Annotated in this window: 28 protein-coding genes; 13 read left to right on the top strand and 15 right to left on the bottom strand. The window is 40.5% G+C overall.

The annotated features are described in order from the left end of the window. Positions 1-516 precede the first annotated feature (516 nt). The 3 genes from CSV61_RS13570 to CSV61_RS13580 all read left to right on the top strand — a co-directional run bounded on the left by CSV61_RS13570 (position 517) and on the right by CSV61_RS13580 (position 3719). Complete coding sequence (locus CSV61_RS13570; RefSeq protein WP_233193614.1) at positions 517-1509, top strand: ABC transporter substrate-binding protein; 993 nt, start codon at positions 517-519, stop codon at positions 1507-1509. Positions 1510-1662: 153 nt separating this feature from the next. Next, on the top strand, positions 1663-2481 hold the full coding sequence (locus CSV61_RS13575) for an ABC transporter permease (RefSeq protein WP_335695503.1): 819 nt from the start codon (positions 1663-1665) through the stop codon (positions 2479-2481). Continuing rightward, positions 2478-3719: a quaternary amine ABC transporter ATP-binding protein gene (locus CSV61_RS13580; RefSeq protein ID WP_099639653.1), complete on the top strand. Its 1242-nt coding sequence runs from the start codon at positions 2478-2480 to the stop codon at positions 3717-3719. The genes CSV61_RS13575 and CSV61_RS13580 overlap by 4 nt, the downstream gene beginning before the upstream one ends. Before the next feature lie 44 nt (positions 3720-3763). Here CSV61_RS13580 and cobT read toward each other — a convergent pair whose 3' ends face one another. Further along, positions 3764-4801 (bottom strand): nicotinate-nucleotide--dimethylbenzimidazole phosphoribosyltransferase, encoded by a 1038-nt coding sequence (gene cobT, locus CSV61_RS13585; protein WP_099639654.1) that lies wholly within the window; start codon positions 4799-4801, stop codon positions 3764-3766. Positions 4802-4989: 188 nt separating this feature from the next. On the opposite strand from cobT, the gene CSV61_RS13590 reads away from it, so the two are divergent. Continuing rightward, positions 4990-5490, top strand: coding sequence for a ferritin (locus CSV61_RS13590; protein ID WP_083032740.1), 501 nt, complete (start codon positions 4990-4992; stop codon positions 5488-5490). Between the two features lie 13 nt (positions 5491-5503). Here the strand turns inward: CSV61_RS13590 and CSV61_RS13595 are convergent, their stop codons facing one another. The 5 genes from CSV61_RS13595 to CSV61_RS13610 all read right to left on the bottom strand — a co-directional run bounded on the left by CSV61_RS13595 (position 5504) and on the right by CSV61_RS13610 (position 8519). Next, positions 5504-5716 (bottom strand): cysteine-rich CWC family protein, encoded by a 213-nt coding sequence (locus CSV61_RS13595; protein WP_099639655.1) that lies wholly within the window; start codon positions 5714-5716, stop codon positions 5504-5506. 12 nt (positions 5717-5728) lie between these two features. Then, positions 5729-5878 (bottom strand): hypothetical protein, encoded by a 150-nt coding sequence (locus CSV61_RS16880; protein ID WP_155979564.1) that lies wholly within the window; start codon positions 5876-5878, stop codon positions 5729-5731. 15 nt (positions 5879-5893) lie between these two features. Next, positions 5894-6892, bottom strand: coding sequence for a GTPase (locus tag CSV61_RS13600; RefSeq protein WP_099639656.1), 999 nt, complete (start codon positions 6890-6892; stop codon positions 5894-5896). Positions 6893-7002: 110 nt separating this feature from the next. Beyond that, the gene (locus CSV61_RS13605) at positions 7003-7560 is read right to left on the bottom strand and encodes a DUF420 domain-containing protein (RefSeq protein WP_099639657.1); all 558 of its coding nucleotides are present in this window, start codon (positions 7558-7560) and stop codon (positions 7003-7005) included. Positions 7561-7628: 68 nt separating this feature from the next. After that, complete coding sequence (locus CSV61_RS13610; RefSeq protein ID WP_099639658.1) at positions 7629-8519, bottom strand: LysR family transcriptional regulator; 891 nt, start codon at positions 8517-8519, stop codon at positions 7629-7631. 130 nt (positions 8520-8649) lie between these two features. On the opposite strand from CSV61_RS13610, the gene CSV61_RS13615 reads away from it, so the two are divergent. Together CSV61_RS13615 and CSV61_RS13620 are read left to right on the top strand one after the other, a co-directional pair. Beyond that, positions 8650-9624: a DMT family transporter gene (locus tag CSV61_RS13615; RefSeq protein ID WP_199173643.1), complete on the top strand. Its 975-nt coding sequence runs from the start codon at positions 8650-8652 to the stop codon at positions 9622-9624. A gap of 196 nt (positions 9625-9820) precedes the next feature. Further along, complete coding sequence (locus CSV61_RS13620) at positions 9821-10273, top strand: putative periplasmic lipoprotein (RefSeq protein ID WP_099639660.1); 453 nt, start codon at positions 9821-9823, stop codon at positions 10271-10273. 299 nt (positions 10274-10572) lie between these two features. Here the strand turns inward: CSV61_RS13620 and CSV61_RS13625 are convergent, their stop codons facing one another. The 5 genes from CSV61_RS13625 to argC all read right to left on the bottom strand — a co-directional run bounded on the left by CSV61_RS13625 (position 10573) and on the right by argC (position 16488). Then, positions 10573-12114, bottom strand: coding sequence for an NlpC/P60 family protein (locus CSV61_RS13625; protein ID WP_099639661.1), 1542 nt, complete (start codon positions 12112-12114; stop codon positions 10573-10575). A gap of 205 nt (positions 12115-12319) precedes the next feature. Next, positions 12320-13450, bottom strand: a complete 1131-nt coding sequence (locus CSV61_RS13630; protein ID WP_099639662.1) for an acetylornithine transaminase — start codon at positions 13448-13450, stop codon at positions 12320-12322. Next, entirely contained in the window at positions 13447-14226 is a 780-nt protein-coding gene (gene argB / locus CSV61_RS13635; RefSeq protein ID WP_099639663.1) for an acetylglutamate kinase, read from the bottom strand. The genes CSV61_RS13630 and argB overlap by 4 nt, the downstream gene beginning before the upstream one ends. After that, on the bottom strand, positions 14189-15412 hold the full coding sequence (argJ, locus tag CSV61_RS13640) for a bifunctional glutamate N-acetyltransferase/amino-acid acetyltransferase ArgJ (RefSeq protein ID WP_099639664.1): 1224 nt from the start codon (positions 15410-15412) through the stop codon (positions 14189-14191). Before argJ ends, argB begins: the two co-directional genes overlap by 38 nt. 41 nt (positions 15413-15453) lie before the next feature. Further along, positions 15454-16488, bottom strand: a complete 1035-nt coding sequence (gene argC, locus CSV61_RS13645; protein ID WP_199173641.1) for an N-acetyl-gamma-glutamyl-phosphate reductase — start codon at positions 16486-16488, stop codon at positions 15454-15456. 200 nt (positions 16489-16688) lie between these two features. Here argC and CSV61_RS13650 point away from each other — a divergent pair, with 200 nt between their 5' ends. Together CSV61_RS13650 and brnQ are read left to right on the top strand one after the other, a co-directional pair. After that, entirely contained in the window at positions 16689-17468 is a 780-nt protein-coding gene (locus tag CSV61_RS13650) for an enoyl-ACP reductase FabI (protein WP_099639666.1), read from the top strand. A gap of 111 nt (positions 17469-17579) precedes the next feature. Beyond that, positions 17580-18899 (top strand): branched-chain amino acid transport system II carrier protein, encoded by a 1320-nt coding sequence (gene brnQ / locus CSV61_RS13655; RefSeq protein ID WP_099639667.1) that lies wholly within the window; start codon positions 17580-17582, stop codon positions 18897-18899. A 51-nt stretch (positions 18900-18950) separates the two neighbouring features. On the opposite strand, the gene argH is transcribed toward brnQ, so the two are convergent. Beyond that, positions 18951-20276, bottom strand: coding sequence for an argininosuccinate lyase (gene argH / locus CSV61_RS13660; protein ID WP_199173642.1), 1326 nt, complete (start codon positions 20274-20276; stop codon positions 18951-18953). A gap of 306 nt (positions 20277-20582) precedes the next feature. Here argH and CSV61_RS13665 point away from each other — a divergent pair, with 306 nt between their 5' ends. The 4 genes from CSV61_RS13665 (at position 20583) to CSV61_RS13680 (ending at position 23363) form a co-directional block, all read left to right on the top strand. Beyond that, positions 20583-21515, top strand: coding sequence for a cation diffusion facilitator family transporter (locus CSV61_RS13665; RefSeq protein ID WP_099639668.1), 933 nt, complete (start codon positions 20583-20585; stop codon positions 21513-21515). A 5-nt stretch (positions 21516-21520) separates the two neighbouring features. Continuing rightward, entirely contained in the window at positions 21521-21973 is a 453-nt protein-coding gene (locus CSV61_RS13670; protein WP_099639669.1) for a protoporphyrinogen oxidase, read from the top strand. Positions 21974-22032: 59 nt separating this feature from the next. Then, on the top strand, positions 22033-22908 hold the full coding sequence (locus CSV61_RS13675; RefSeq protein WP_233193615.1) for a TRM11 family SAM-dependent methyltransferase: 876 nt from the start codon (positions 22033-22035) through the stop codon (positions 22906-22908). A 251-nt stretch (positions 22909-23159) separates the two neighbouring features. Beyond that, entirely contained in the window at positions 23160-23363 is a 204-nt protein-coding gene (locus CSV61_RS13680; RefSeq protein ID WP_029055155.1) for a hypothetical protein, read from the top strand. Positions 23364-23524: 161 nt separating this feature from the next. Here CSV61_RS13680 and CSV61_RS13685 read toward each other — a convergent pair whose 3' ends face one another. From CSV61_RS13685 to CSV61_RS13690, 3 genes are all read right to left on the bottom strand, one after another. After that, entirely contained in the window at positions 23525-24892 is a 1368-nt protein-coding gene (locus tag CSV61_RS13685; RefSeq protein WP_099639671.1) for a leucyl aminopeptidase family protein, read from the bottom strand. Positions 24893-24937: 45 nt separating this feature from the next. Continuing rightward, entirely contained in the window at positions 24938-25093 is a 156-nt protein-coding gene (locus tag CSV61_RS16990) for a hypothetical protein (RefSeq protein WP_167693375.1), read from the bottom strand. A gap of 119 nt (positions 25094-25212) precedes the next feature. Next, positions 25213-25449 carry a hypothetical protein gene (locus CSV61_RS13690; protein ID WP_099639672.1) on the bottom strand — a complete coding sequence of 79 codons (237 nt, stop codon included), beginning with the start codon at positions 25447-25449 and terminating at the stop codon, positions 25213-25215. An 88-nt stretch (positions 25450-25537) separates the two neighbouring features. Here CSV61_RS13690 and CSV61_RS13695 point away from each other — a divergent pair, with 88 nt between their 5' ends. Beyond that, a complete protein-coding gene (locus CSV61_RS13695) occupies positions 25538-25981 on the top strand; it encodes a YaiI/YqxD family protein (protein ID WP_083032793.1) in 444 nt (147 codons plus the stop codon). The last annotated feature ends 15 nt before the right edge of the window (positions 25982-25996 follow it).

The following is a 25996-nucleotide window of genomic DNA, read 5'->3' on the forward strand; positions in this document are numbered from 1 at the left end:
TTACATCTAAATATTTTCTATTCGTACATATAACTATATCATTTTCTTAAAAGTAAAATCAAAAAATCGAGACAATTCCTTTTAAAGTGTTACAAAGATTTGTCCAAAGTGCATAAACAAACATTTCGCACGATAAAATTTCCTTTTATATACACAGTCAGCATACTATATATGATCATTTCCTCTATGATTCGACAAAGCCTGAACCTATACCCCTTATAGGCTAGTACCTCAGTTTACCCACCATGAGCAATCAAATATCATTTCTTTTTTCATTAAAAACAATAGCTATTTGTATCTCTAAAAGCGCATAGAATCAATAGTTTTCTAAATAATTAAATTGATATTAATTTAATTATCCTGTAAACTCTTGTAATAGTCCCGCGAAAATTGTGGTGGTTTTCCCTTGATCCCTTCAACTACTTGCATATTACTTCATGTAACTAATTTCAAGAGATCTAAGTAAAAAACAGCATTTCGTGATGAAAAAATTATAAAAAGAAAGGGTTTGATTTTTTGAGAAAGATTATGTTGTTTTTATCCGTCTTTTCATTACTACTAGTAACAGCGTGCGGTAATAGTGACAGCAAAGATTCAATTAGCACAATTAAACTAGCGGATGCAGGATGGGATAGTATTCGTATCCATAACAGTATTGCACAGATTATTTTAGAAGAAGGCTACGGCTATGACACAGAAATAGTCAATGGCACTACTTCTGCAACATTCCAAGCATTACAGCAAGGTGATCTACAAGTGTATACAGAGGTTTGGTCTGATAACTTGGGTGACGCGTATACAAACGCAATCGACAGTGGTGACATTGAATCCATTTCAACAAACTTCGACGATAACTCTCAAGGCCTGTATGTTCCTACGTACGTTATTAAAGGTGATCCAGAGCGTAATATTAAAGCAATGGCTCCAGATTTAAAAACGGTAAAGGATTTAAAGAAGTATCCTGAACTATTCCAAGATCCTGAAAACAAGGATAAAGGACGCATCATTGGTGCACCATCTAGCTGGGTCGTTAGTAAACACTTAGGTGAAAAGTTAGAAACTTACGGATTAAATGACAAGTTTACGTATTTAGCTCCAGGTTCCGACTCTTCTATCGTAGCGGACTTAGCTAGCGCATATAAAAAAGGCGAGCCATGGGTAGGGTATTACTGGTCACCTACTTGGGTCACTGCAACTTATGATTTAACACTTTTAGAAGACGAGCCATTTGACCGAGAAGCTTGGGATCAAGATAGGTCTGGTGAATTCCCTCCTAATGATGTCTACATCAGTGTCCATAAAGACTTGAAAACACAAGCTCCTGAAGTAGTTGAGTTTTTCAGCCATTACGAAACTAGCAGTGCATTGACAGAAGAAGCATTAAAGTATATGGGTGAAACTGAAGCGAATCCAGAAGACACTGCAAAGTGGTTCATGAAAGAAAATGAAGAACTTTGGACTTCATGGGTGCCTGAAGATGTGGCGGAGAAAGTAAAAGCAGCACTGTAATATATGACAAATTTAGGGGTGGACGCTTTCCGCTCCACCCTTTTTTAATTTGCACCACTATTAAAAGTAGAGAAAGAGAGGAACAAGCTAGTACGTCCTAGCTTACTGCCTATGTATGAATTCCCTAACGTTAGACTACCTATAGGAGATTATGTGGAAAAGTTTATTGATTTTCTTGCAATGAACTTTGGCTGGCTTTTTGATTTCATCTTCACTATTGCTTCCACAACAATCCGCACGATTGAAACAGCTTTGCTCGCTACGCCTTGGTGGGCGATCATGATTGTCGTTTTCCTACTTGGTTGGTATTTAAACTCCATTTTAAATGGTGTCATGTTTGCCACCTTTATCTTTTTGATTGGTACTTTCAATTTATGGGAGGATACGATGACAACCGTTGCTATTATCGTAATTTCTGTTGTACTGTCCCTAGCAATTGGAATTCCAGTCGGTATTTTGATGGCATTTAGCAAAACATTTTCTGTCATCATGCGTCCTCTATTGGATGCTATGCAGACGATGCCTACATTCGTCTACTTAATACCTGTAATCTTCTTCTTCCCTCTGGGGAACGTTCCCGCAATTATTGCAACCATCATTTACGCGTTACCTCCAGTTATTCGATTAACAGAACTCGGTATTCGAAACGTCGATTCTGAAGTGATTGAGTCAGCTGAATCATTTGGATCTTCTAGAAATCAAATGCTAGTGAAAGTACAATTACCTCAAGCATTGCCTACTATGATGGCGGGAATCAACCAAACTACGATGATGGCTCTTTCCATGGCTGTTGTGGGTTCCATGGTTGGTGCTCACGGTTTGGGTGAACGTGTACTATACTCGATTAACCAGATCAATATTTCATTAGGATTCGAAGCTGGGATTAGTATCGTATTCCTAGCCATTATTATTGACCGTTTAACAAATGGAGTGGCGAATCGCCTACAAAGTACAGGGAGGAGATCAGCATGACCGTTAAACTCAAAGTAGAAAATGTCACGAAGATCTTTGGACCTCGCCCAAAGAGAGTCATTCCTATGATTGAAAAAGGAGCTACTAAACGGGAGATCCTTGAAAAGACTGGACATACAGTAGGTGTCTATAACGCCAACATGGAAATTATGGAAGGTGAGACTTTCGTAATTATGGGTCTATCCGGAAGTGGTAAATCAACATTAATTCGTTGCTTCAACTTATTGAACAAGCCTACGTCAGGTGCGATTTATGTAGATGGCGAGAATATTGTCAACTACAATAAAGAACAGTTAAAGTTTTTCCGTCAGAAGAAAATTGCGATGGTCTTTCAACACTTTGGTTTATTCAGCCATAGAACAGTTATGGAAAATATTGAATACGGTCTGGAAATTCGCGGTTTATCAAAAAGCGAACGTCGTGATATCGCGCAACAGCATATTGATACAGTAGGGCTGAAAGGATATGAAAATCAATACCCTGATGAATTATCAGGTGGTATGCGTCAGCGTGTAGGTATTGCACGAGCTTTGACGAATGATCCCGATATTCTGTTAATGGACGAGCCATTTAGTGCGCTTGATCCGTTGATTCGAAGAGAAATGCAAATGGAACTTCTGGATATCCAGACACGTCTTCAAAAAACGATCATCTTCATCACGCATGATGTCAATGAAGCATTCCGTATCGGTGACCGCGTGGCGGTTATGAAAGATGGTTACGTAGAGCAGATCGGTACACCTGAAGAACTATTAGAAACGCCTGCAAACGATTATATTATTGACTTTACTCGTGAAATCGACCGTTCAAAAGTGTTACAAGCGATGAATATCATGTCAAAACCATTAAGCGTGATGAACGGTAAAGATGGTTTGCATGTTGCGATTAAAAACATGGAAGAGCACGGCATTTCTAGTGTCTTCATTACAAATCGTGAACGACAGTTGCTCGGCTTAGTCACAATTGACTGTGCGATTGAAGGCGTGAAAAACAAAAAAACATTGGAAGAAGTAATGATAACTGATGTATTGACCGCCACTCCAGAAGAATATGTACAAGACATTATTCCTCGTGTTCTAGATTCTAAATACCCACTCGTTGTGATAGATGAAACGAACCGAATTGAAGGTATTATTTTACGAGTTCATGTACTTTCAAGTATTATTAGCAACTCCGCTGATGATGAAGAAGAGGAAACACTAATTACTCCAGTTGAAACAGTTAAAGTAACTGAATAACCAAAAGGGAAGAATGGGCATCACTGCTCATTCTTCCCTTTTGGTTAATTTTTCCCGGAAACACCGGCACTTTCAAAGGTTGCCATTTCATTGATCATCAATATAGCCGATTGAATGATACTAAATGCAACTGCCGCACCCGTACCTTCCCCTAGTCGCATGGACAAAGACAGAATAGGGTCTTTTCCTAAATATTGAAATGCCTTTTGATGTCCCGGTTCCATGGATTGATGACCAAGTAACATATATCCTGTTGCGCCTTGGCTTATAGTTTCCGCCACACAGGCTGCTGCAGTCGAGATAAATCCGTCTAAAATGATTGGCACGCGCTTAGAGGCAGCCGCAAGCATGGCCCCTACCATCGCAGCCAATTCTAGCCCCCCTACCTTACGTAGTACATCATAGCCGTCTGAAGGGGCAGGTTGATGAAGAGCTAGCGCTTCCCGAACCACTTTAATTTTATGAAGATGTTGTTCAGACGATATCCCTGTTCCATAACCAACCAGTTCAGCTGGATCTAGACCTGTTATGGCCGCCACTACGGCACTGCTTGTCGTAGTATTACCAATACCAACTTCCCCTACTACTAAGAAATCTACACCTTTTCCAAATAACGTCATCGCTTCTTCATAACCAATTTCCAGCGCTCGTTCTACTTCTTCTTGAGTCATCGCCTCGGTACGTAAAAAGTTCTCCGACCCCTGTCGAATCTTCCGGTCTTTCACAGGTGCTGAAAATGGCTCTCCCATCACACCCACATCAACCAATGAAAATTCTGCTTGTTGCTGTCTGCTGAAGACATTGATGGCCGCGCCGCCTACCGCCATATTCTGTACCATCTGACGTGTGACGAGTTGAGGAAATGCTGAAATTCCCTCTTCTACAATTCCGTGATCTGCTGCGAATACTAATACACCTAATTGATGTATGCTAGGCTTCTTCTTGCCTTGAATCTCAGCCAATGTGACCACGATTTCTTCCAGCTTTCCTAAACTTCCGATAGGCTTCGTCAATGTATCTACATACGCCTTTGCTTCCGCACCTGCTGAGGCGTCCAATGCAGGGATAGTATACTGTTTCAAATGATGACCTTCTTTCTTAATATGTACAACTATTTATCTAGCTTCGCTTTTAAGTATATCAGTAGACCCTAATGAGTATCCAATTAAATATCTAGTATGCAAAGAATGTCGTTTGAATGTATACTAGAGAGAGCGGACATGTCATACATTACGCCAGTTACATTACTATCAGAAAAGGGGCGATCCACATGATTAGTGAAAAATTAGCACAAGCATTGAACGAGCAAATGAATAATGAATTCGCCGCAGCACAAACTTACTTATCCATGGCATCTTACTGTGAATATCGCAATTACAGCGGATTTGCGCATTTCTTTCTACAGCAAGTTGAAGAAGAGCGTCAACACGCAATGAAAATCTATTCTTATTTGAACGATCGCGGGATCCGTGCAATTATTACAGAAACACCCGCACCAACTACTTCATTCGATAACTTGGTTCACACGTTTGAAGTGGCATTGCTACAAGAAAAAGAAGTAACAAAATCCTTCTATCAAATCATGGATATGGCATGGGAAGAAAAAGAACATGCAACGATCTCATTTCTAAACTGGTTCCTTGACGAGCAAGTAGAAGAAGAAGCAACGTTTGATCGACATATCGAGTATTTGAAGCGAATCCGTGAAGATAAGAATGCATTATTCATCTACGAGAAAGAACTTTCCACGCGTTCATTTGAAGCCGAATAAAACAACAGGCAAGCTAGTGGTTCATAGACCTCTTGCTTGCCTTTTCTATTCTAGTGATACGGTTTAAACATGCTTCACATATACATTGCTTATGCAGTTGTTCTTCTGGTATTTGGCGAAACACTTCTGCTGTAAAAATCTTCTTTGTACACCAGCAATGTTCGTCACTCTCCACTGAATTCCCACACAGATTATTCCCCTGGCAAATCGGACATTCGTTTTTCATGTATTCTCCTTTCTACAACCGATGCTTGTCCAGCTCCGCCGTATTTTTCTTCTCTAACTCTTCTACACGTTCTTCTAATTCTTTATTCCGTTTCATACTCTCCATCGAATACAAACCCGCTAGTAAAGCGACCACAAATGTTGCGTAGTTAAACCACTCCATACATTCCGCCCCTTTTTACTTCTGTTTTTTCAAATAGATTTCATACACTTTTTTCAACGTGTCAGGTGTGAGTTCCATGTCATGTTCATACATGTATTTCACTGCATATCCTAGTGCAACTGTCATAGACCCTGCTACACTTGCGGCAACGACCATTCCTGCACCCGGAATCACTTTAACGATTTGTCGAAAAGCTGTTTTCCCGATATTTCCTACGATCGTTGCAATGATCAACTCTTTGGCGTGATCTTTCGTAATCGGTTTTCCATATAATGTAGACAACTTCAACATAAGGCCCACTTGTAATGTTGTCAGTGGTATAAAATCAGCACCTGGAATGGGTACTGCTCCAATCGTAGCGGCTGAGGCACCAGCTGCTAGAATCCATCGTTTGGCAATGGATGATTTATCGGCCATATTTGCTGCGAGTAAAAGATCTTTATTGGCGTCTTTTAATTGCTGAAGAATTTCTTTTTGCAGGAATTCCATTTGCTCTCCTGTCTTTGAAGAGATGGGAATAACCGGATAAGCAAACCCAGTATGCTCCAAAACATAGTTCACTAAACTTGTGACATCATCGGCTGCATCTATTTTATTGAGTACGAGAATAATCTTCTTATTGAGTGTAGCAATCTTATTCAATGACTTTAGTTCTGTATCTGACAATACCGTACCCGCTGCATTAAGGAAGAATAAAATCACATCTGCTTGATTATAAAACTTCAGTGTCTCATTTGAATGTTCCTGATGAATATCATCAAGACCCGGCGTGTCGACAAACAATATATTGTCTGTGTAATAAAACTTTTTAACTTCTTTCGTTTCCCCAGGTTGCGCTCCCACTTCTGCTACATCTTTTTGCATAAGACGATTCAGTGTAGATGACTTCCCTGCATTGACGTCCCCGACCATCGCAATCAGAATTTCTTTTTGTAATTGTTCGTTGATTAGATCAGATTCTTGTTTAAACACTTCATCAAATGATTCATCTGACATGAAATTCGGTGTTTTCATTGTAGCATCTTCCTCCATTAAATTTGACTATTCAGTTTAAGGTATTGTTAAAAAGAGCATCAGTCATTTCCTATCTCTTGACTGATGCCCTACGCTATTTATCTGGTCACTTAATAATATGGTGAAATCAATATATACACAAGGACTCCTGTAAAGCTAACATATAACCATATAGGCATCGTCCAACGAGCAATTTTTCGGTGACGCGGGATTTCCATATTCCATGCTCTTGCGACACTTGTTAGCGCGAGGGGAACGATCGCAGCGGCTAACACGATGTGTGAGAACAAGATGAAGTAGTAGAATCCTGCCAAGAAACCACTACCGCCAAACGGTGTGGACTCTGATAAAAAGTGATACGTCACATACGTCACTAAAAATAAAGCGGTTGTCCCGAATGCCGCATAGATAAAACGTTCATGCAGTTTGACATTTCTCTTCAAAATCGCAACTAACGCACAAACAAGAAAAACAAAAGTGAAACTGTTAAATATGGCATTCAATAGAGGCAAGATTGTAATATCGAATGCTGTGAAGTTCTCTACACCTGGCATACCTGCCAAGATGCCTATCGCACCGATGAGAATGATGGAGATCACGATAATCGCCGGACGGTAATTCCGTTTTTTGAAATTTGCAGGCGGTGTTGTTTGATTCGTATAGTTCATCTAGTAGCACTCCTAATCCTATAATCATAACTACCCTATATCGTACCATACGTAACATGCTATACAGGTCATAATTGTGTCGATTTTTGAAAATGCTCTTCCGTTTCTTCTTTGAATTCATTAATTACTTTTATAAATTTGGCAATGGTCGGTGTTAAATAAGAATCTGCGCGTCGTACAAAAACCGTTTTAATTTGGCTGTATTTGGGCGGCAGATGATAGCTATAGACTAATTCTTGATCTAATAAGTGAGAGACAGCTGATTTTGGAACGAATGTCACACCTAATCCTGCCGCTACACTGCCAAGAATCGTCTCCAATGTTCCGAATTCCATCATTTTCGTCGGCTTGAATTGCTCATCTTCAAGCCATGACTCTAAGCGAGCTCGATAACCACAGCCTTTTCTAAAACAAAGGATCGGCTCATCTTTAATATCTTCAATCGATTGGAACGGTTTACTTGAAAGTAACACGAGCTCTTCCTCAAGCACATCATGTACCGCTAGATCGGGATGCGTCGTACCTCCTGATATAAATGCTCCATCAAGTTGATGATTTAGAACCTTAAATTGCAATCCTTCCGTAACACCCGTCAATAGTGAAATATCGACTTGTTTATATTTTTTATTATATCTCGACAGAATAATCGGCAATTTGATCACCGTTTCTACCGAACCTAGCTCAAGCTTTCCTGAAGGTTCTTTGTCATTCTGCACCACTTTCCTCATTTCATTTGTTAGCGATAAAATCTTCTCGCTGTAAATAAGAAGGCGTTTCCCTTCAGGCGTCAAGATCATTCCTCGGTTGTGTCGGTTAAATAATGGCGTTTTTAATTCTGCTTCGAGCTTTTGTATACGAGACGTAATATTGGATTGTACATAGCGTAACTCTTTAGCTGCCGCTGTGATGGTTCCTTTTTCAGCGACCACCTGGAATATCTCTAAATCTTTAAATTCCATGTATATCCTCCTAGTAAAGTTCTCTTATCTATATGGTATCATTAAATTTGATAGTAGTCATCATTATTATTCGTTTTACGTGATGTCCAATATGGTGTTTAATAGAAGTAGTACTTCAAGGAGGTTGGGTCTGTTGAAAAACAAAATTATCTGGGGAGCGTTTCTGTGCTTTATAGCCAGTGTGTCATGGGGTGCAATGTTCCCAGTTGCCAATAGCGCGTTCAAAAATATTGATCCTTTTTATTTCACATTAATCCGTTATGTATCGGTAACACTTCTACTCGTCATCATACTATGGTTTAAAGAAGGAACACAGGCGTTCCGATTTGAAAAAAGAGGTTTATCTCTTTGGTTCTTCGGGACGATGGCATTCGTTGTCTATAATCTTTTTATTTTCTGGGGTCAAGATTTAATGGGACAACCCGGAACGATGGTAGCGTCCATTTCAGAGGCCATGATGCCGATGATTTCTATTGTTATTGTCTGGATGATTAGTAGACATAAACCACACGGCTTCACGCTCACTTGTGTATTTACGGCATTTGTCGGTGTGATGCTTGTGATCACAAAAGGTGACTTACGCACGTTCTTGACAGCAACCGACGATATTGTCCCTTCACTACTCATTTTCATTGCAGTAATCGGCTGGGTGATTTATACAATGGGCGGCAATCGCTTTAGTGAATGGTCTGCATTACGTTATTCTACATTGAGCTGTCTACTTGGTACATTCACTGCTTGTATAGTAGTATTTTTCGTAACGTTGACAGGCTATATTTCGATTCCGACTGTGGAAACTTTGCAAGTGGTAACACCACATATGTTGTTTATGATCGCATTCCCAGGCATTATTGCGTTAGTAGGTTGGAATATTGGTGTACGCATCTTATCTCCATTGAACGGTTTACTATTTATTAATTTCGTGCCAGTGACTACACTAGTCATTTCATATATACAAGGGTATCAGTTAACCATTTTCGATTACATTGGTACAGTATTTATTATTGCAGCGCTGTTAGGTAATAATATATTCCTTCGTATACAACAGAAGCGCAACGACGAAGTACATCAATATAAAGAACATAATGCGCAACCTAGTGTATAATGAACGTGAAAAATCTACTATTTTAAATGAACTAAAAAACACAGCCACATTCCAAGAATTTCGAATGTGGCTGTGTTTTTAATCATTTTTTCCATTTATTTATAAACAAACACGGTAAATTCGAGTCAATTGCTTTATCTTGGTCAAGCTTTTATACTGTTAGCACAGTAAATAAAACGAACAGGAGTGATTGTCGATGAAGAAATGGTGGCTTTTACCCGCCCTCGCTGTTTTTTTGGCTGCGTGTGGTAGCAATCAGGAAGCAAAACCTGTAGAAGATGAGGACATTTCGGTTGATGAAATCGAACCTGAGGAAGAACCGGCAGAACCTGAAGTAGCTGAACCTACTGACACGGAAGAATCTTCAGAAGAAGCACTTGAAGAAATGCCTGGTGAAGAACCGAATGCTCCATACGAACCTTCTAATACCAACTTGTTAGAACATGAAGAAGCTGAAATGTTGGAAGAACATATCCCGATGGACGAGTTAACGGCTCAAGTAGAAGTGGATAATCAAAACAAACGAATCGTTCTGTATGAAAATAAAAGCGGACAAGAAGTATACAAAAGTATTTTCATCAAAGACGATAATCATTTAAAAATTATTGATTTGAATGACGATCACGTATTGTATGAAGGTAATTTGTAAAATAAAGAGGTTGGGACAGAACAGAAAAAACGTAAGGGGAATGTCCTTCACGTTTTTTCTGTTCTTATCAGTAAAAATTTTTTAGAGTAACAGAGTGTACCGGAACGGAGAAAGGCCGACTCCTGAGGGATCAGCGTGCGTCTTGAGACCCTGGACAGGTGCCTTAATTTCTGCAAAGTACACAGAAATACGGCAAAGCGAACCCTACATTGTTCGCTTGGCTCAAGCCACGCCCCTCGGAAAGCGTGCCTTTCGGAGTGCAGGGAAACGGGGTGAGATAGTTATATCCCAACCTCTTTTTATTTTATATATCTTCTGGCTGACACATATTCTGACTTATACGGTTCCACTGTCATCGGAATAATTTCTACAGTACGCTTAGGGTTTGGTGCGTGGATCATTTGACCATTCCCTGCATACATTCCTACATGGTGAATGATCCCTTTTCCTTTATTATAGGCAAAGAACATCAAGTCACCGGGTTGTAGATCATTCTTCTTTATCAATGTTCCGTTTAGTGCTTGCACAGAAGCATCACGCGGTATATCAATACCGTGTTGCCGGTAGACTGAGTAAGTGAATCCTGAACAATCCAGTCCAAATCCTGAAGTACCTGCCCATAGATACGTTAATCCGTCAAAGAGCTTGGCTGTATCCATGATTTGTTGTGTTGTGGGCTTCGGCATGACACCATCTGCTCCTACTATCTTCACTGCGCTTCTGTCTACGTACTTCACTCCGTCGGCAGGTGTTTGGACTGCGATTTTATTGTCCATAACTTCCATGACCGGCAATGTCGTGTTGAAACTTATTGAGCGGTAAGGTTGCTCTCCGTTTTTATCCTTCGTAAGTGTGGCTGATCTCTTCGTTACCATGGCCGTGTCGCATGTTGCGTAGTTAGGATACACAGTCGTTAAATGACTCTTCAACATCCATCCCGGATAACCTGCTGCGTTTTTTGGAGAGCTTTGGTCCACTACTATTACCTGAACCCAGTCTCCTTTTGTTTGTAGGACTTTGACTGTTTGACCGTATAGTGCTTGTGTTTCTAGTTTCCCTACTAGCCATTGCTTTTCACGTAAACTCATTGCCGTAACCCATTTCGTAATGTCAGGCAATTTGTTTGTCGCATACGCGTCTACTGTACGTGACTTGGCTGGTTCTTTCCAAAGTGTTGTAACGGGAACATTGACTGTTTGCACTGGTGTGTTATTCGGTTGATAACAAGCGGATTGCTCTCTAAAATCCGGCTCAAGAATTCGGGCAAGAAATACTGCAAAATGTCCACGAGTTAATGTTAGATTCGGCTTAAACGTATTGTCCAAGTACCCTGTCGTAATAGCATTTACAGATAACTTTTGTATGTCAGATAAACCCCAATACGTTGCAGGCACATCACGGAATCGATAAGTGGATTTTCCTGTTAGATTGAATGCGCGAACGAATACCGCTGCCATTTGCCCACGTTTTAAATTACCATACGGTTGAAATTCTTTATTCTCGTTACCCATGAAAATACCTTCATCAACCATTGTGGCGATGAGTGCGTAGTGCGGATGAGATAACTTTACGTCCGACAGCTTGGCATCAGGTCTATTATCTACAGGGATTTTCAGTGCGCGTTGAATCATTCCTGATGCTTCGAGCCGTGTGATCGGTTCGTTTACCCGGTACTTGGTGTTTGGCTTTTCTATGATAATTCCTTTTTCTACTAGATAATGTATTTCATCAGCAGCCGAATGCTGTTGACGTACGTCTTGGAAGATGGTGGCATGTGAGGTAGTAGGGATTGCATATAGGACTAGCATCATCGTTAGCACTATTGCACAGATCTTTTTCAAGTCTAGGACACTTCCATTTCTATAGGTAGTTTTTCCTTAACTATACCTGAGCGACAATTTTTTGTATAGAAAAAATTCAAATAAGTGTAACTGCACTTAACTTATACTCATATAAAAAAGAGATCTCCGTTGAAGTGTTGACACTTCAGGGAGATCTTTTGTTAACTGAATAGCAGTTCGCTGACTACCTTAATTCAATTCGTTATTACGTTAAGATGTTCTTTAAAATCGAAACTGCTTGGTCGATTTCTTCATTTGTGACTGTTAGTGGTGGTAATAGACGGATGACATTCGTCCCAGCAGGTACTAGGAGTAATCCTTGTTCTTCGGCCTCTTGGATGAATGAAGCCATTTCTTTATTTGAATGAATTCCAACTAATAAGCCATTACCACGAATCGAATATTTATCTTTAGGTAGTTCTGCTTGGAGTTGTTGCTTCAAATACGTACCTTTTTCTTCAACACCCTTTAAAAATGTAGGATCAAATACATGATCAATTACTGTTTGAGCAACTGATACGGCTAATGGATTACCACCGAACGTTGTACCATGTGAGCCCGGGCCGAATGTATCGAATAGCTCTTCGCCAGCTAGCATGGCTCCAATCGGGAAACCGCCACCAAGACCTTTAGCAAGAGAAATAATATCGGGTTTTAGTGCAGTCTGCTCGTAGGCATAGCGTGTCCCTGTACGTCCGATTCCTGTCTGTACTTCGTCGATAATAAGAAGAATATGATGTTCATTACAGGCAGCCATAACTGCTTCAGCAAAAGCAGGTTCGATAGAATTCACTCCACCTTCCGCTTGGATGACTTCTAGCATGATAGCAGCTACATTCTCGTTAGTTGCCTGTTTCAAAGCTTCGATATCATTAAACGGTAAAGCTTCGAAACTTCCAAGCATCGGACCAAATCCTTGTTGGATTTTATCCTGACCTGTAGCCGCCATCGCACCGAACGTTCGCCCATGGAATGACTGTTTGAACGATAAGATATGATGCTTGACTGTATGTTTACGCGCTAGTTTAATTGCTGCTTCATTCGCTTCAGCACCACTGTTACAAAATAATGCATACGATAGATCCGTATCCTTCGTTAATGATTCAGCAAGTTTTTCCTGTTCTGGACTTTCAAATAAATTGGATATATGCCATAGCTTTTCACTTTGTTCCTGCAATGTTTTAACGATGGCAGGATGAGCGTGACCTAAACTGACGACTGCGATGCCGCTAGTAAAGTCTAAATAATCCTTCCCCTTATCGTCTGTTACTACGGTACCTTGTCCTTTTACAAGATGTACCGCACGTCTTGCATAGTTATTGAATAAATACGTCACGCGATTGCCTCCTCATTGGTAATGACCGTGCCATTTAATTCTTGACAGACGATCTGTACTGATGGAATGCCCGCTTCTAGACAATCGATGGCCGCCATTACTTTCGGAATCATTCCTCCGTAGATATCTTCTGTTTTAATCCAGCGATAAATTGCTTGGGGTACCACTTCTGGCTGAGGTTGATCTTGAATCCGGATTCCAGATGTATCTGTCACCAATAATAAACTTTCTGCCTCGACAGCTAATGCAATTTGACTAGCGACTGTATCCGCGTTAACGTTCAATGGATCCCCAGAAGCAGTTGCACCAATACACGAGATTACAGGAACAATGCCTGCATCCAATAATGCGTCCAAGATCTCTGTTTTCACTGTTTTAATTTCTCCCACATAACCATACGTATCAAAATCAAGTACATCACACGTAAATAAGTTCGTATCGAATCCACTTAACCCAACCGCTTTAATCTCTTCTTGATTGAAACGATGAACGAGCGCTGGATTTACTTGGCCAATCATGATTGACTGAACGATCCCGATCGCTTCAGCAGATGTAACACGGAACCCCTTCACTACAGTCGAAGCGACACCGCGATTCTCAAGCTCTTGATTAATATTTGGTCCCCCACCATGAACAATAATTACTTGAACACCATCTTGCTGTAATTTCTTCACCCCTTGGAAAAAACTATCGCTTAATTCGTCTAGCATACTGCCGCCTAGTTTGATCACCTGTCGTTTACGTGCGGTATGTTGCGTTGATTTGAACGTAGTCATAAGTAAGATCGCACCCCCATGCCATTCCCTCTCCAGTTCCTTGGTTTAATTCTATTGCAAATTTGACTTCATGTTGTTTAAGGTAAATTAACAAATTCTCTTCTGAAAACGGAATAGGTTCCCCGCCTTCTACTACTGCAGTGTCACCAATATAGATTTTTATATCTTCAGGATCTATTGTGGCCCCGCTATATCCAACCGCAGCAATAATTCTTCCCCAGTTCGCATCACAGCCAAATACTGCCGTCTTGACAAGCGGTGAGCCTACAACAGATTTTGCGATTTGACGCGCTTGTTCATCCGAAACTGCACCTGTCACTTTCGCTTCGATTAATTTGGTAGCACCTTCTCCGTCTTTAGCGATCATTTTCGCCAAGTCACGAGATACGGCATGCAATGCATCGACGAAAGATTGCCATTCGGGATGATCCGGAGTTAATGAGTGGTTACTTGCCATTCCGTTTGCCATGACGAGAACCATATCATTTGTTGACGTATCACCGTCTACTGTAATGGAGTTAAAAGTTACATCCGTAATTTCTTTAAGTGCTGTTTGTAAATGTTCAGATTCAATATTGGCATCGGTTGTGATGAAGCCAAGCATTGTCGCCATATTCGGTTCAATCATTCCTGAACCTTTTGCAACACCTGCTACCACTACTTCACGATCATCGATCACCGTTGCGTAGGCAGTATTTTTTGTTACGGTATCTGTTGTTAAAATTGCTTGTGAAAATTGAATGGAGCCTTCTAACGTGTCCATCGGTTGAAGCTTTTCAATACCAGATAGTAAAGGAACCATATTCATTTGTTCACCAATCACACCCGTTGAAGCAATCCCTACAAGATTGGAATCAATACCTAAATGCTCTGCAGTCTTTTGTTGCATAGTTACTGCGTCATGCATCCCTTGTTTTCCTGTACACGCATTCGCGTTGCCAGAGTTAATGACAACCGCTTGCATTTTCTGTGTCTCATAGACAACTTTTTTTGTAACTTGAAGTGGAGCTGCCTGGATTACATTCGTTGTGAAGACACCCGCAACACTCGCTGGCACTTCGCTGACTAATAAAGCTAAATCATTTTTCTTATGCTTTAGCCCACAGTGAATGCCGACTGCCTTGAATCCTTTTGGTGAAATAATATTTTTACGCGAGATGCGCTTCATACTTTCGATAGTTTCCATAGTAGTGCTCCCCCTCTAGTTCTCGTTTCCAAATTAATTAGTTAAATCCATAATGGAATGACATCGATTCCTGTTTTTTCATTTAGACCATATTGAATATTCATGTTTTGTATAGCTTGTCCAGCGGCACCTTTCACCACATTATCAATAACTGCTATAATCGTTGCCTGATTTGTTCGTGGATCTACCTTGACATGGATATCGCAATAGTTGGAGCCATATACCTGTTTCGTACTGACCTTTTGTACGTCTGTCATAATACGAACGAACGGACTATCTTGATAGGTTTCTTGCAAGCAATTAATAAGTTGTTCTTCCGTTACTTGTCCATTCACTTTTGCATAGCTCGTTGTCATGATACCTCTCGTCATAGGAACAAGATGTGTAGTGAACATAATTGGGTCGGGCTGATCGGCAAATGTATGCATTGCTTGTTCAATTTCTGGTATATGCTGATGTTGGTGAATTTTGTATATAGAGAAGTTTTCATTTGTTTCACTGAAATGAGTCGCTTGGCTCGGTTTATTACCTGCACCGGATATACCACTTTTCGCATCGATGATCAATTGGCTACCGTCAATTAGTTTGTCTTTCAATAATGGAAGTAAAGAAAGAAGAACCGCTGTCGGGTAACACCCTGGATTCGCAATGACTTGTGCATCGGCAATATCCTGTTTATTCCATTCAGGAAGTCCATATACACTTTTTTCTAAGTGTTCGAGTGGCGGTGCATCTTTTTGATACCACCGCTCAAAAGTTGCTTGATCTTTCAATCTAAAATCACCCGATAAGTCAATCAATTTAGCACCTGTGCCCACCAATGGAGGAAGTAGTGTAGTTGTAACGCCAGCTGGTGTACTGAAAAACACTGTGTCCAGCTTGCTAATATGTTCGGGTTCTATAGCCTTCATCGGCTGATCGTGAATATTCACGAGATGTGGATATTTTTGAGAAAAGACCGTCCCCACTTCTGAGGATGTGAATAAATCAACTTGTTCAATTTCCGGATGGTTTTGTAGCAACCGTATCAATTCTAGGCCACCGTATCCAGACGCTCCTACGATTCCAACCTTCAACGCTATCACCTCTTTATTCATTAATGATAAGTATACGTATGTATAATTATAAAGTCAACTGTATTTTTATTTATTAACAGTCAATTTACACATTCTCTTTCCTTTCTTAATAGAAAATCTATAACTTCCTCTTCACTATATGTTATTATTATGGGGTGTATAATATGATCAAATGAATTAGAAACTTTCAGGAGGCTATTATGGTAGATTTATTAAAATTATCGGGTAAAAATATTGTCATTATGGGTGTGGCAAATGAACGTAGTATTGGTTGGGGAGTTGCAAAAGCATTATTCTCAGTTGGTGCGAATGTCATTTTCACCTACCGTAAAGATCGCTCCCGTGATAAATTAGAAAAAGCGTTAGCTAAAAGTGAATTTACAGCCACACAAATTGTACAATGTGATGTAAATAGTGATGAAAGCATCGAGCAGGCTTTCAAATCGATTGGCGAACAAGTTGGCGTAATTCACGGTGTCGTTCACTCCATCGCGTTTGCCCATCAACAAGACTTGCATAATCCATTTGTAGAAACGACTCGTGATGGATATGCATTCGCACAAGATTCCAGTGCCTATTCATTGGTAGCAGCAGCACGTGAAGCCCGTCATTATATGACAGAAGGCGGAGCAATCATTACGATGAGTTATTTAGGGGCAGAGCGAGTTCTTGAAGGCTATAACGTAATGGGTGTGGCAAAAGCAGCCCTTGAAGCTTCTGTACGCTATTTGGCGTCAGAGCTAGGTGAACAAAATATTCGCGTCAATGCAATTTCTGCAGGAGCTGTTCGTACGTTGTCCGCAAAAGGTGTTCCTTCCTTTAATACTATTCTCGGACAAATTGAGGAGCGCGCGCCATTAAAACGTAACGTTAAACCTGAAGAAGTTTCAGATATGACAGTGGCGATGCTTAGTAATTTATCGAGTGGCGTGACAGGTGAAGTCATCTATGTAGATGCCGGCTACCACATTATGGGGTAATCTTATGAAGGATTCTCTTAGGAGAATCCTTTTTTATGAGCTCTTTTCACTATAATACAATTAATTATCTCAATACATATACTTTTCAGAGTACCTCAGGAGGAAGTTCAAATGAATCAATTTACAAAATTTGATACGTTCAAATTAGGGCTGACGATGTTCGCGCTCTTTTTCGGTGCAGGAAATATGATTTTTCCACCGCTACTAGGCCAACTAGCAGGAACACAAACATGGATTACGCTAGCTGGCTTTTTAATAACAGGAGTAGGTCTTCCTTATCTCGGCGTAATTGCAGTGACTATGAGTGGCAATCAATTAAGTGATTTAGCTGGAAAAGCATCTCCTTTATTCGCCATGATTTTTCCATTAGTTATTTATTTAGCACTTGGGCCATTCTTCGGTGTTCCGCGTACAGCGACTGTTTCATTCGAAATTGCCGTTTCTCCATTTGTACCGGATTCGTATTCTAAGTTGGCATTGGCGCTCTTTTCCATTGTGTTTTTTGCAGTGACGATTTGGCTTTCATTTAAGCCAAATAAACTAGTTGATCGTTTCGGAAGTATTTTAACTCCCATATTGCTAGCTATCGTCACGCTTATTGTCGTGACTGGTATTATCAATCCAGTCGGCGAAGCGGGCGTGCCGCAAGGTTCTTATGCGGAAGATTATTTTTACAAAGGTTTTATTGAAGGCTACGGAACAATGGACGCAATGGCTGCGCTCGTCTTCGCCATTATTGTCATTAATGCCGTGAAAGCGAAAGGAATTACTAATAGAAGAGCGATTACTGTTATTACAATGAAAGCAGGATCTATCGCAGTGATCGGGTTAAGTTTTGTCTATGCTGGATTAGCCTACTTGGGGATGACGAGCCGCTCTGTAGCAGAAGGCGCAACGAACGGCGGAGACATTTTAGCCAAACTTGCATATGCTTTAATGGGTAATAACGGATTATACTTACTCGGGCTTGCAGTCACACTTGCTTGTTTAACAACTTCTGTTGGTTTGACGACTGCTAGTGCTACTTATCTCTCTAAAGTTGCACCGAAAATCTCTTATAAAGCATTCGTGTTTATTATTTGTTTGTTTTCTACGATCGTTGCGAATGTCGGTCTCACGCAGTTGCTCGCAGTGACGATTCCTATACTAGTAGGTGTATACCCACTTGCTATCGTACTAATAACCTTCAGATTGTTACACCCGTTATTCAAAGGTTATCATGAGGTGTATAGTTACGGTTTATTGGCAGCGGGTCTAATTGGATTTTTTGATGTGTTACGTGCATTTAATATCGACCTGGTACCGGTTACATATATATTGGAATTTTTGCCATTATACGAGCAAGGTGTCGGTTGGATTTTACCTGCCATAGTATTTGGCGCAATAGGTTTTATTGTCGCTTCTGCTCAAGGTAAGCCTCGCGTTGAATAGTAAAAGCCTGCGGACATCCGCAGGCTTTTACTTATTTTTTATCAAGTTATATTACTGTTCCTTCATCAACCCTTTATTACCTTTTGTAATAATCGATTCATAATCGATATATTCGTAAATGTCGTCTTCGATATGGTCGCTAAACTTTTTAAGTTCCCCCACTGTCAGGTCTTCAATTGCTTTGTTTTCCTGTTCACAATAAATGATGATTTTTCCAACGGTTTCATGCGCATCACGGAATGGCGTACCTTTTGCAACTAAATAATCCGCCACTTCTGTAGCATTCAGGAATCCACCTTTAATTGCGGCTTTCATTTGCTCAGCATGTACTTGTAGAGTGTCGATCATTTTAGACATGATTTCCAAGCAATCAAGAACTGTATCCAGTGCATCAAAGAATTGCTCTTTGTCTTCTTGCATGTCTTTGTTATATGTTAATGGCAACCCTTTTAACGTAGTCAGTAAAGCGAATAGAGACCCATATACACGTCCTGTTTTACCACGGATCAGTTCGGCTGCATCCGGATTTTTCTTTTGCGGCATGATGCTACTTCCTGTTGAATAGGCATCTGATATGGTGATAAAACGGAACTCTTGGCTACTCCAAAGAATTAATTCTTCACTTAAACGGCTCATATGCATCATAATGAGTGAGAAGTCGGACATTAATTCTACTAAGTAATCGCGATCACTGACTCCGTCAAGGAAGTTATCTACCGGCTTATCGAACCCTAGCAATGCCGTAGTCACTTGACGATCAATATCATGTGTTGTGCCGGCAAGCGCCCCACAGCCAAGAGGGTTTTCATTTAAGAGCTCAGCTGCGTTTTGCACACGTTTTTTATCTCGTTTGAACATTTGCGCATAAGCACCCAAATGGTGGCCGAAAGTGACGACTTGCGCGCGTTGCAAATGCGTGTAACCCGGCATAATAACATTGTTTGCTTTTCCTTTTGCTTCAAGTGAATCAATTAGAATTTGCAGTGCATCCATGACGACAGATGCTTGATTTCTCGCATACTGTCTCATATCGACAGCTACTTGATCATTTCGACTACGGGCCGTATGTAATTTCTTGCCTGTCTCCCCTACTCGCTCCGTCAAGTTCATTTCAATGAATGAGTGAATATCTTCGTAATTGCCTTCAATTTGTAGTTCGCCAGATTCAATATCTGTTAAAATTGACTGCAAGCCGTTCACTAGCACTTCACCTTCCTCCGGTGACAATAAATCCGAATGAACTTGCATCGTTACGTGTGCGATACTACCTGCAATATCCTCTCTATATAAACGATAATCAACGGGTAAAGAACTATTGAACTTCTCCATGATCTCATCTGCTTTACTACTAAAACGTCCGCCCCAAAGCTTCATCATTCATCAAACCTCTCGAATTGTATTTTTATGCTTATTTGCGCATACTGATCATGATTGGTACTTTCTTGCACTTTTTCTATTCTCTTATTTTGACACAGTAGAAGACATTTTTCTACTGTAAGTGCTATAGCGTTTCCTTGTGTAAACTGTGCATTTATGGGATAATGATTGAACTACAAACAAATGAGTGATGACAATGACAAACTGTACGCCCATCCAACAATTAAAATTTTTTATGACCTCGCCCAAAATTAGCGAGGTTTTTTTGTTGTTTAAGGGCAACACTGTTAGAGGGGGGAAACTTTTATGACCATTCGTGTACGCGAGCATTCTACTTCTGCCATTTTAGCTGGTTGGATTAGCTTATTCAGTAATGTGATCTTAACTGTATTAAAACTAGTAGTCGGTTTTGTTTTCAAAAGTCCCGTTTTACTTGCAGACGGCTTCCATAACGCAGGTGATGTGGTAGCTTCTGCCGCCGCATTGACTTCTATGCAAATTTCAAAACGACCGGCTGATGAAGATCATCCGTATGGACACGGGAAAGCGGAGGTAATTGGTTCAGGTATCGTCGCAATGATTTTAGGATTGGCTGCGATCTATATTGCTTTCGAGGCTGTAATGGCTTTATTCGAAGAACCAGCGACAGCTAGTAAGATTGCCTTACTCACCGCAATTGTGTCGTTAATTTGGAAATATATACTCTATGTCTACACAATTCGTATCGGTAAAGCGGAGAACAGCAAAGGGTTGATCGCGACTGCGTATGATCACTTAGCCGATGTCTATGCCTCACTTGCTGCAGTATTAGGAATTGGACTTGCTTTGATCGGAGATACTTACGCATGGCCGCTACTCACATATGGAGATCCTATCGCTGGAATTATTGTTTCTATTCTTGTCTTTAAAATAGCTATCGATATCGGCAAGGAAAGTATTGACATACTGATGGAAAAGAATGTATGCGATGAGCGATTAAGCGCATTTGAAGAGTTGATTCAATCTATTCCAGAAGTGAAGCGAATTGATCGTTTACGCGCCAGGGAACATGGACATTACGTATTGGTCGATATTCGAATTGGTATCAGTGGTGATTTGACGATACAAGAAGGCCATATTATCTCGAGTAGATTACGTAATTTGATCATGGCAAGAAATGAAGACGTCGATGAAGTGTTAATTCACTTAAATCCGTGGTATCCCGAAAAACAATCCGGTATACTTACTAACGAGGAGTGAATAAAATGAGTACAGTAACGATCAATACACTAGAAGTATGTGTAAAGGAAACAGAGGAAACAGTACGTTTCGCAGATGAACATTTTTTACAGCAACCCATCTCTTATTTGAAATCTAATATAGCTGAATTTATTTTCGTCGAGTCACCTGACTTTGATGAGATCCAAGTGGATTCGCTTGCACTTGAAGTAGATGATATTTTCAAAACGTATATGGCGTTATTTGGATTACAGGGCAAGAAAAAGGAAGGCGACACGATTCGTGCATTTATCGAGGAAAAACTTCAGCACGAACTCAATGGTTTTAGCATTTCGTTTTCTGACAATGAAGGGTTCTGGGAGTTGAATGTTCCATTTGATTCACTTAAAGGATTTGACGAAACGATGTCTATCCAGGATGCATTACAACTTTTGTATGAAGCACTTGGCGATTTGCATGAAATGAGAGCAAACAACTAATGGCCTCGCATTATATTTATACGTATATTCGGCACCGTGATGAAGAGGAATTATGCCGAATGGAAATGCGTGCTTTTTTCGGTCATGACGTAGAAGATAACGTGATCGTAAGCGAAATTGGCGTTGATCCGTCACGAAGTCCGTTTATACAAACTCGACTCGAAGTCATACTGGATGCAGACAGTTTAGAATTGCTAGTGGACAGAGCTTCTGAGTTGGAGATGGATCAATTATTTAAGACAGTCTGCTTGAACGATATGACACTTGCCAGAACAGCTAAAATCGGTCATGATGATCGTCGTAAAATAGAGCGTACAATTGGATTGCGGATCAAAGGCGAGCCAGAGTTGGATGATCCTGAAGTGTTGATCGGCATCATGCAATTGGATGATCACTGGTATGCCGGGATTTTACTTTATAGTTCTTCTGATTGGCATGTACACCAGCAAAAGCCACATATGTACTCCACTGCGCTTGGTACACGTTTAGCCAGAGCTGCCGTCAATATCGCAGTTCCGCATCCAGAAGGAAAACGCGTCATCGATCCTTGCTGTGGAATCGGAACTGTCCTTGTTGAAGCACTATCTATGGGGATCCCAATTGAAGGTCGTGATATTAATCCACTTGTCGTCTATGGTTCACGAAAAAACATTGACTATTTCGATTTGGAAGGCCAAGTGGCAATAGGTCCAATTTCTGAAGTCCACGAAGAATATGACGTTGCGATCATTGATATGCCATATAATTTATTTACGCATATTACAGCAGAAGGCCAACTCGAAATTTTGAAAGAAGCTCGTCGGTTTGCGAAAACCTGCTTAATCATCACGATTGAGAATATGGATGAAATGCTCGAAATTGCCGGATTTGAGATAGCCGATCGTTGTCTCGCACGCAAAGGTACGTTTTCGCGTGAAGTAGTGCTATGTAAATAATGAAAGACGAGTGAGGATTTTTCTCTCACTCGTTTTTTTTATTGTCTGTTTTGGTGTAGCAATTGACTTATTCATACTTCATACTCCCCCATGCTTGTTACATTAATGAATCACAAATAATTTTATTATATATCTCATGATGAAAAGTGTGAATTTTGTAAAATAGGGGAAACAAAAGTAAAAGAGCATTTATTGATCACATCGCCCGTTTTTACTAGTGAGCTCTTATTCTTTTATGAGGAGTGAAGTTTATGTTTATTAGCATCATGAAACTTTTAAGTGTTCTTTATCTATGGACATGGTTTGTCTGGCCGTTCGTTTTTGTTATATCGATAATTTATGCGATCAAGGAGCTGGTGAAAGAAGAGCCGGCATTTATGAAGCCTGCAATCATTGCATCGGTGTCTTTGTTAATTATTCTAGCGGGAATCAGCTCTCCTTCTTTGTTTTTATAACAGATTGAAAAGGAGTGAGCGATACTTATTGTTGTTTACTGAAGATAGGGCTGTAATGATCTTGAACTTATACTTAAATAAGTACGAAGATAACATGTACTCATATAATCCCACCCAATATAAAAAAGGATGCCTGGTTAGGACATCCTTTTTTATGCTTCTTATTTAGTCAATGACACTGTATAATCCGCAAGTAAACGTGCTCCGTAGCCCGTTGCAGACTTTGTGTAATACCCCTTCGACTTCTGCTTATCCATGACGCCTGCCATATCCACATGCAACCAGTTGTTCTTCGGTGCGAATTTACGCAAGAAGAGACCAGCCGTAATCGAACCGGCAACAGTTAGAGAACTCATGTTATTGCAATCCGCATAGGCACTGTCTAGAGTTTCTTCATACTCATCCACTAATGGTAGTGGCCAAACGAAGTCACCATTTTGATCGCCAATTTTCTTCAGTTTAGCAGATAACTCTTCATCACCAAAGACTCCCCCGACTTCTGTACCGAGAGCAGCGACCACAGCACCAGTCAATGTAGCGATATCAACTGTGTAATCTGCATTTAATTCTCCTGCACGAATTAATCCGTCCGCTAAAATCAAACGGCCTTCTGCATCAGTATTACCGACTTGTACACTGATGCCGTTCTTGTATTGAATCACTTCGCCTGGCATGACAGCGTCAGGTCCAGGTGTGTTTTCAACCATAGGAATCAGCACGACTACATTCACTTTTGCATCTGAATGAGCTAATAGTGATAATGCACCGCTTACAGCCGCTGAACCGCCCATATCCATGCGCATGTCACTGTCGTCTCGTCCGCCTTTCAAGCTGATACCGCCTGAATCGTACGTTACGCCTTTACCGACAAGAGCTACAAGTGGTTTTGATGCATCTGTCTGCAATGTCATCTCTACGAATGAAGGCTCATACTTACTGCCACGGCAAACTGTCAATACACCATTCATTTCACGTTCTTCAATTTCTTTTTTGCCAAGTACATCAATTTTCACTTTTGTTCCTTTGAAATGTTCTTTTAATACTTCTGGATACGTCTCTGGATTCAGCACATCGGAAAGTTCATTCATCAAGTCTCGAGAAAATGCCATAGCAGCTGCACGTACTTCTCCTGATTTAACGGCTGCTTTGTCTGCACCTTGAACGTCTAATGTAGTGACAGGGTTTGCTTTTTTAGATTGGTAGCGGTCAAAGTTATAAGCGCCAAGGTGCCATCCTTCCACGAAAGCAGTAATGGCTTCATTTTCAGATGACCACTTTTGTCCTAGCTGATCTGCTTGAATCGAAGCGGAATCTACTTTTTGTGCCGCAAGATTGCGAGAGATTTCACCTGCAATACTGCGAATGGCATCTACCGTTTTCCATTCTGTATCTTTTATAACGACTAGCTGCTTTCCATCATGTACAAACGTGGAAAATGCTCCAGCTTGATTGTCGACAAATTGCTTCACCAACAAATTCTTCGTTATTTGTCCATCTGTTGCGAATAAAATCTCTACATTCATTTGCATAGTTATAATAGCTCCCTCCACTATTTCGGTTTCCTAAATAGTTTATCACTTTTTATCTGATAGCGCTAAGAAGAGTGTTGCAAGTGGTCCTAAAAACAAAGAAAGTATAAACCAGTTCAATCCACTTCTATTTTTCCCTTGCGCCAACACTGCATTGATTAAAGCTAATGTCCCCCACCCTACAAAATATCCTTCATTCATTTTTCATCACTCCGTTATCTAGTTGTATAGCGTATATACGGATTAGATAACAGGTTAGTTTCATGAATAGTGTCCAACGCAAAAAAGGAACATGTAAAATGTCCCTTTTGGTTACCTGATTAGCTATTTATTGACGTAGGTGCTTTGTCATCGGTCGCATTTTCATAGTTCTGACTACCGACTTTAGCGCGTATTTCTTCTTCTGTCAACGGTGGTGGAATTTCGTGGTCTGCTAACGCTCTGTTTTCAGGTGGAACTTCTATGTTCTCCATGGCAGCATTCTTCGCATCCATTTCACGTCCATATTGTTCACGTTGTTCTGCAGTCGTTCGTTGTTCTTTTGATAAATCAGCCATTTCATCACCTCAATCACGCATTTTCACTTATCTTTCCCGTTATTTGCTATACTAAACCTATTAAGTGTAGCGGAAGGAGAGATACTACGTGACAACGATATTAGTGGATGCAGATGGCTGTCCGGTAATCAGTGAAACAATCGGTATTGCCAAAGAGTATGGCTTACCTTGTGTGTTAATATGTGACACTGCGCACGAAATGCACCGAGAAGGCGCTGAAACGATTACTGTTTCTAAAGGAGCCGACGCAGTCGATTTTGTCTTGGTGAACCGTATAAAAAAAGGGGATATCGTCGTCACTCAAGACTATGGATTGGCCGCTATGGCATTGGCGAAACAAGGTTTGCCACTTGATCAAAATGGCAGATGGTATACAAATGACAATATTGATCAATTACTCGCAGCACGTCATAAAGCACAGAAAATCCGCAGAGCAGGAGGTCGTTTACGCGGCCCGAAAAAACGAACTGCTGATCAAAATGAAGGATTTATTTCTAGTTTGCGTAAATTATGTAAAACTATTCAATCTTAAATGAGTCCGTATAGC

It is taken from the genome of Sporosarcina sp. P3, from assembly GCF_002743415.1.
GTDB classification, from domain to species: Bacteria; Bacillota; Bacilli; order Bacillales_A; family Planococcaceae; genus Sporosarcina; species Sporosarcina ureae_A.

What these genes read in the sequence shown, in the direction of transcription:
- CSV61_RS13665 (WP_099639668.1), top strand. Translation starts at nt 20,583, where the DNA reads ATGACCATTCGTGTACGCGAGCATTCTACTTCTGCCATTTTAGCTGGT.
- CSV61_RS16880 (WP_155979564.1), bottom strand. Translation starts at nt 5,878, where the DNA reads ATGGAGTGGTTTAACTACGCAACATTTGTGGTCGCTTTACTAGCGGGT.
- CSV61_RS13675 (WP_233193615.1), top strand. Translation starts at nt 22,033, where the DNA reads ATGGAAATGCGTGCTTTTTTCGGTCATGACGTAGAAGATAACGTGATC.
- CSV61_RS13610 (WP_099639658.1), bottom strand. Translation starts at nt 8,519, where the DNA reads ATGGAATTTAAAGATTTAGAGATATTCCAGGTGGTCGCTGAAAAAGGA.
- argB (WP_099639663.1), bottom strand. Translation starts at nt 14,226, where the DNA reads ATGACTACGTTCAAATCAACGCAACATACCGCACGTAAACGACAGGTG.
- CSV61_RS13580 (WP_099639653.1), top strand. Translation starts at nt 2,478, where the DNA reads ATGACCGTTAAACTCAAAGTAGAAAATGTCACGAAGATCTTTGGACCT.
- CSV61_RS13600 (WP_099639656.1), bottom strand. Translation starts at nt 6,892, where the DNA reads ATGAAAACACCGAATTTCATGTCAGATGAATCATTTGATGAAGTGTTT.
- CSV61_RS16990 (WP_167693375.1), bottom strand. Translation starts at nt 25,093, where the DNA reads ATGAATGAAGGATATTTTGTAGGGTGGGGGACATTAGCTTTAATCAAT.
- argJ (WP_099639664.1), bottom strand. Translation starts at nt 15,412, where the DNA reads ATGGAAACTATCGAAAGTATGAAGCGCATCTCGCGTAAAAATATTATT.
- CSV61_RS13685 (WP_099639671.1), bottom strand. Translation starts at nt 24,892, where the DNA reads ATGCAAATGAATGTAGAGATTTTATTCGCAACAGATGGACAAATAACG.
- CSV61_RS13605 (WP_099639657.1), bottom strand. Translation starts at nt 7,560, where the DNA reads ATGAACTATACGAATCAAACAACACCGCCTGCAAATTTCAAAAAACGG.
- CSV61_RS13670 (WP_099639669.1), top strand. Translation starts at nt 21,521, where the DNA reads ATGAGTACAGTAACGATCAATACACTAGAAGTATGTGTAAAGGAAACA.
- CSV61_RS13650 (WP_099639666.1), top strand. Translation starts at nt 16,689, where the DNA reads ATGGTAGATTTATTAAAATTATCGGGTAAAAATATTGTCATTATGGGT.
- CSV61_RS13690 (WP_099639672.1), bottom strand. Translation starts at nt 25,449, where the DNA reads ATGGCTGATTTATCAAAAGAACAACGAACGACTGCAGAACAACGTGAA.
- CSV61_RS13620 (WP_099639660.1), top strand. Translation starts at nt 9,821, where the DNA reads ATGAAGAAATGGTGGCTTTTACCCGCCCTCGCTGTTTTTTTGGCTGCG.
- CSV61_RS13590 (WP_083032740.1), top strand. Translation starts at nt 4,990, where the DNA reads ATGATTAGTGAAAAATTAGCACAAGCATTGAACGAGCAAATGAATAAT.
- brnQ (WP_099639667.1), top strand. Translation starts at nt 17,580, where the DNA reads ATGAATCAATTTACAAAATTTGATACGTTCAAATTAGGGCTGACGATG.
- CSV61_RS13680 (WP_029055155.1), top strand. Translation starts at nt 23,160, where the DNA reads ATGTTTATTAGCATCATGAAACTTTTAAGTGTTCTTTATCTATGGACA.
- argH (WP_199173642.1), bottom strand. Translation starts at nt 20,276, where the DNA reads ATGATGAAGCTTTGGGGCGGACGTTTTAGTAGTAAAGCAGATGAGATC.
- CSV61_RS13595 (WP_099639655.1), bottom strand. Translation starts at nt 5,716, where the DNA reads ATGAAAAACGAATGTCCGATTTGCCAGGGGAATAATCTGTGTGGGAAT.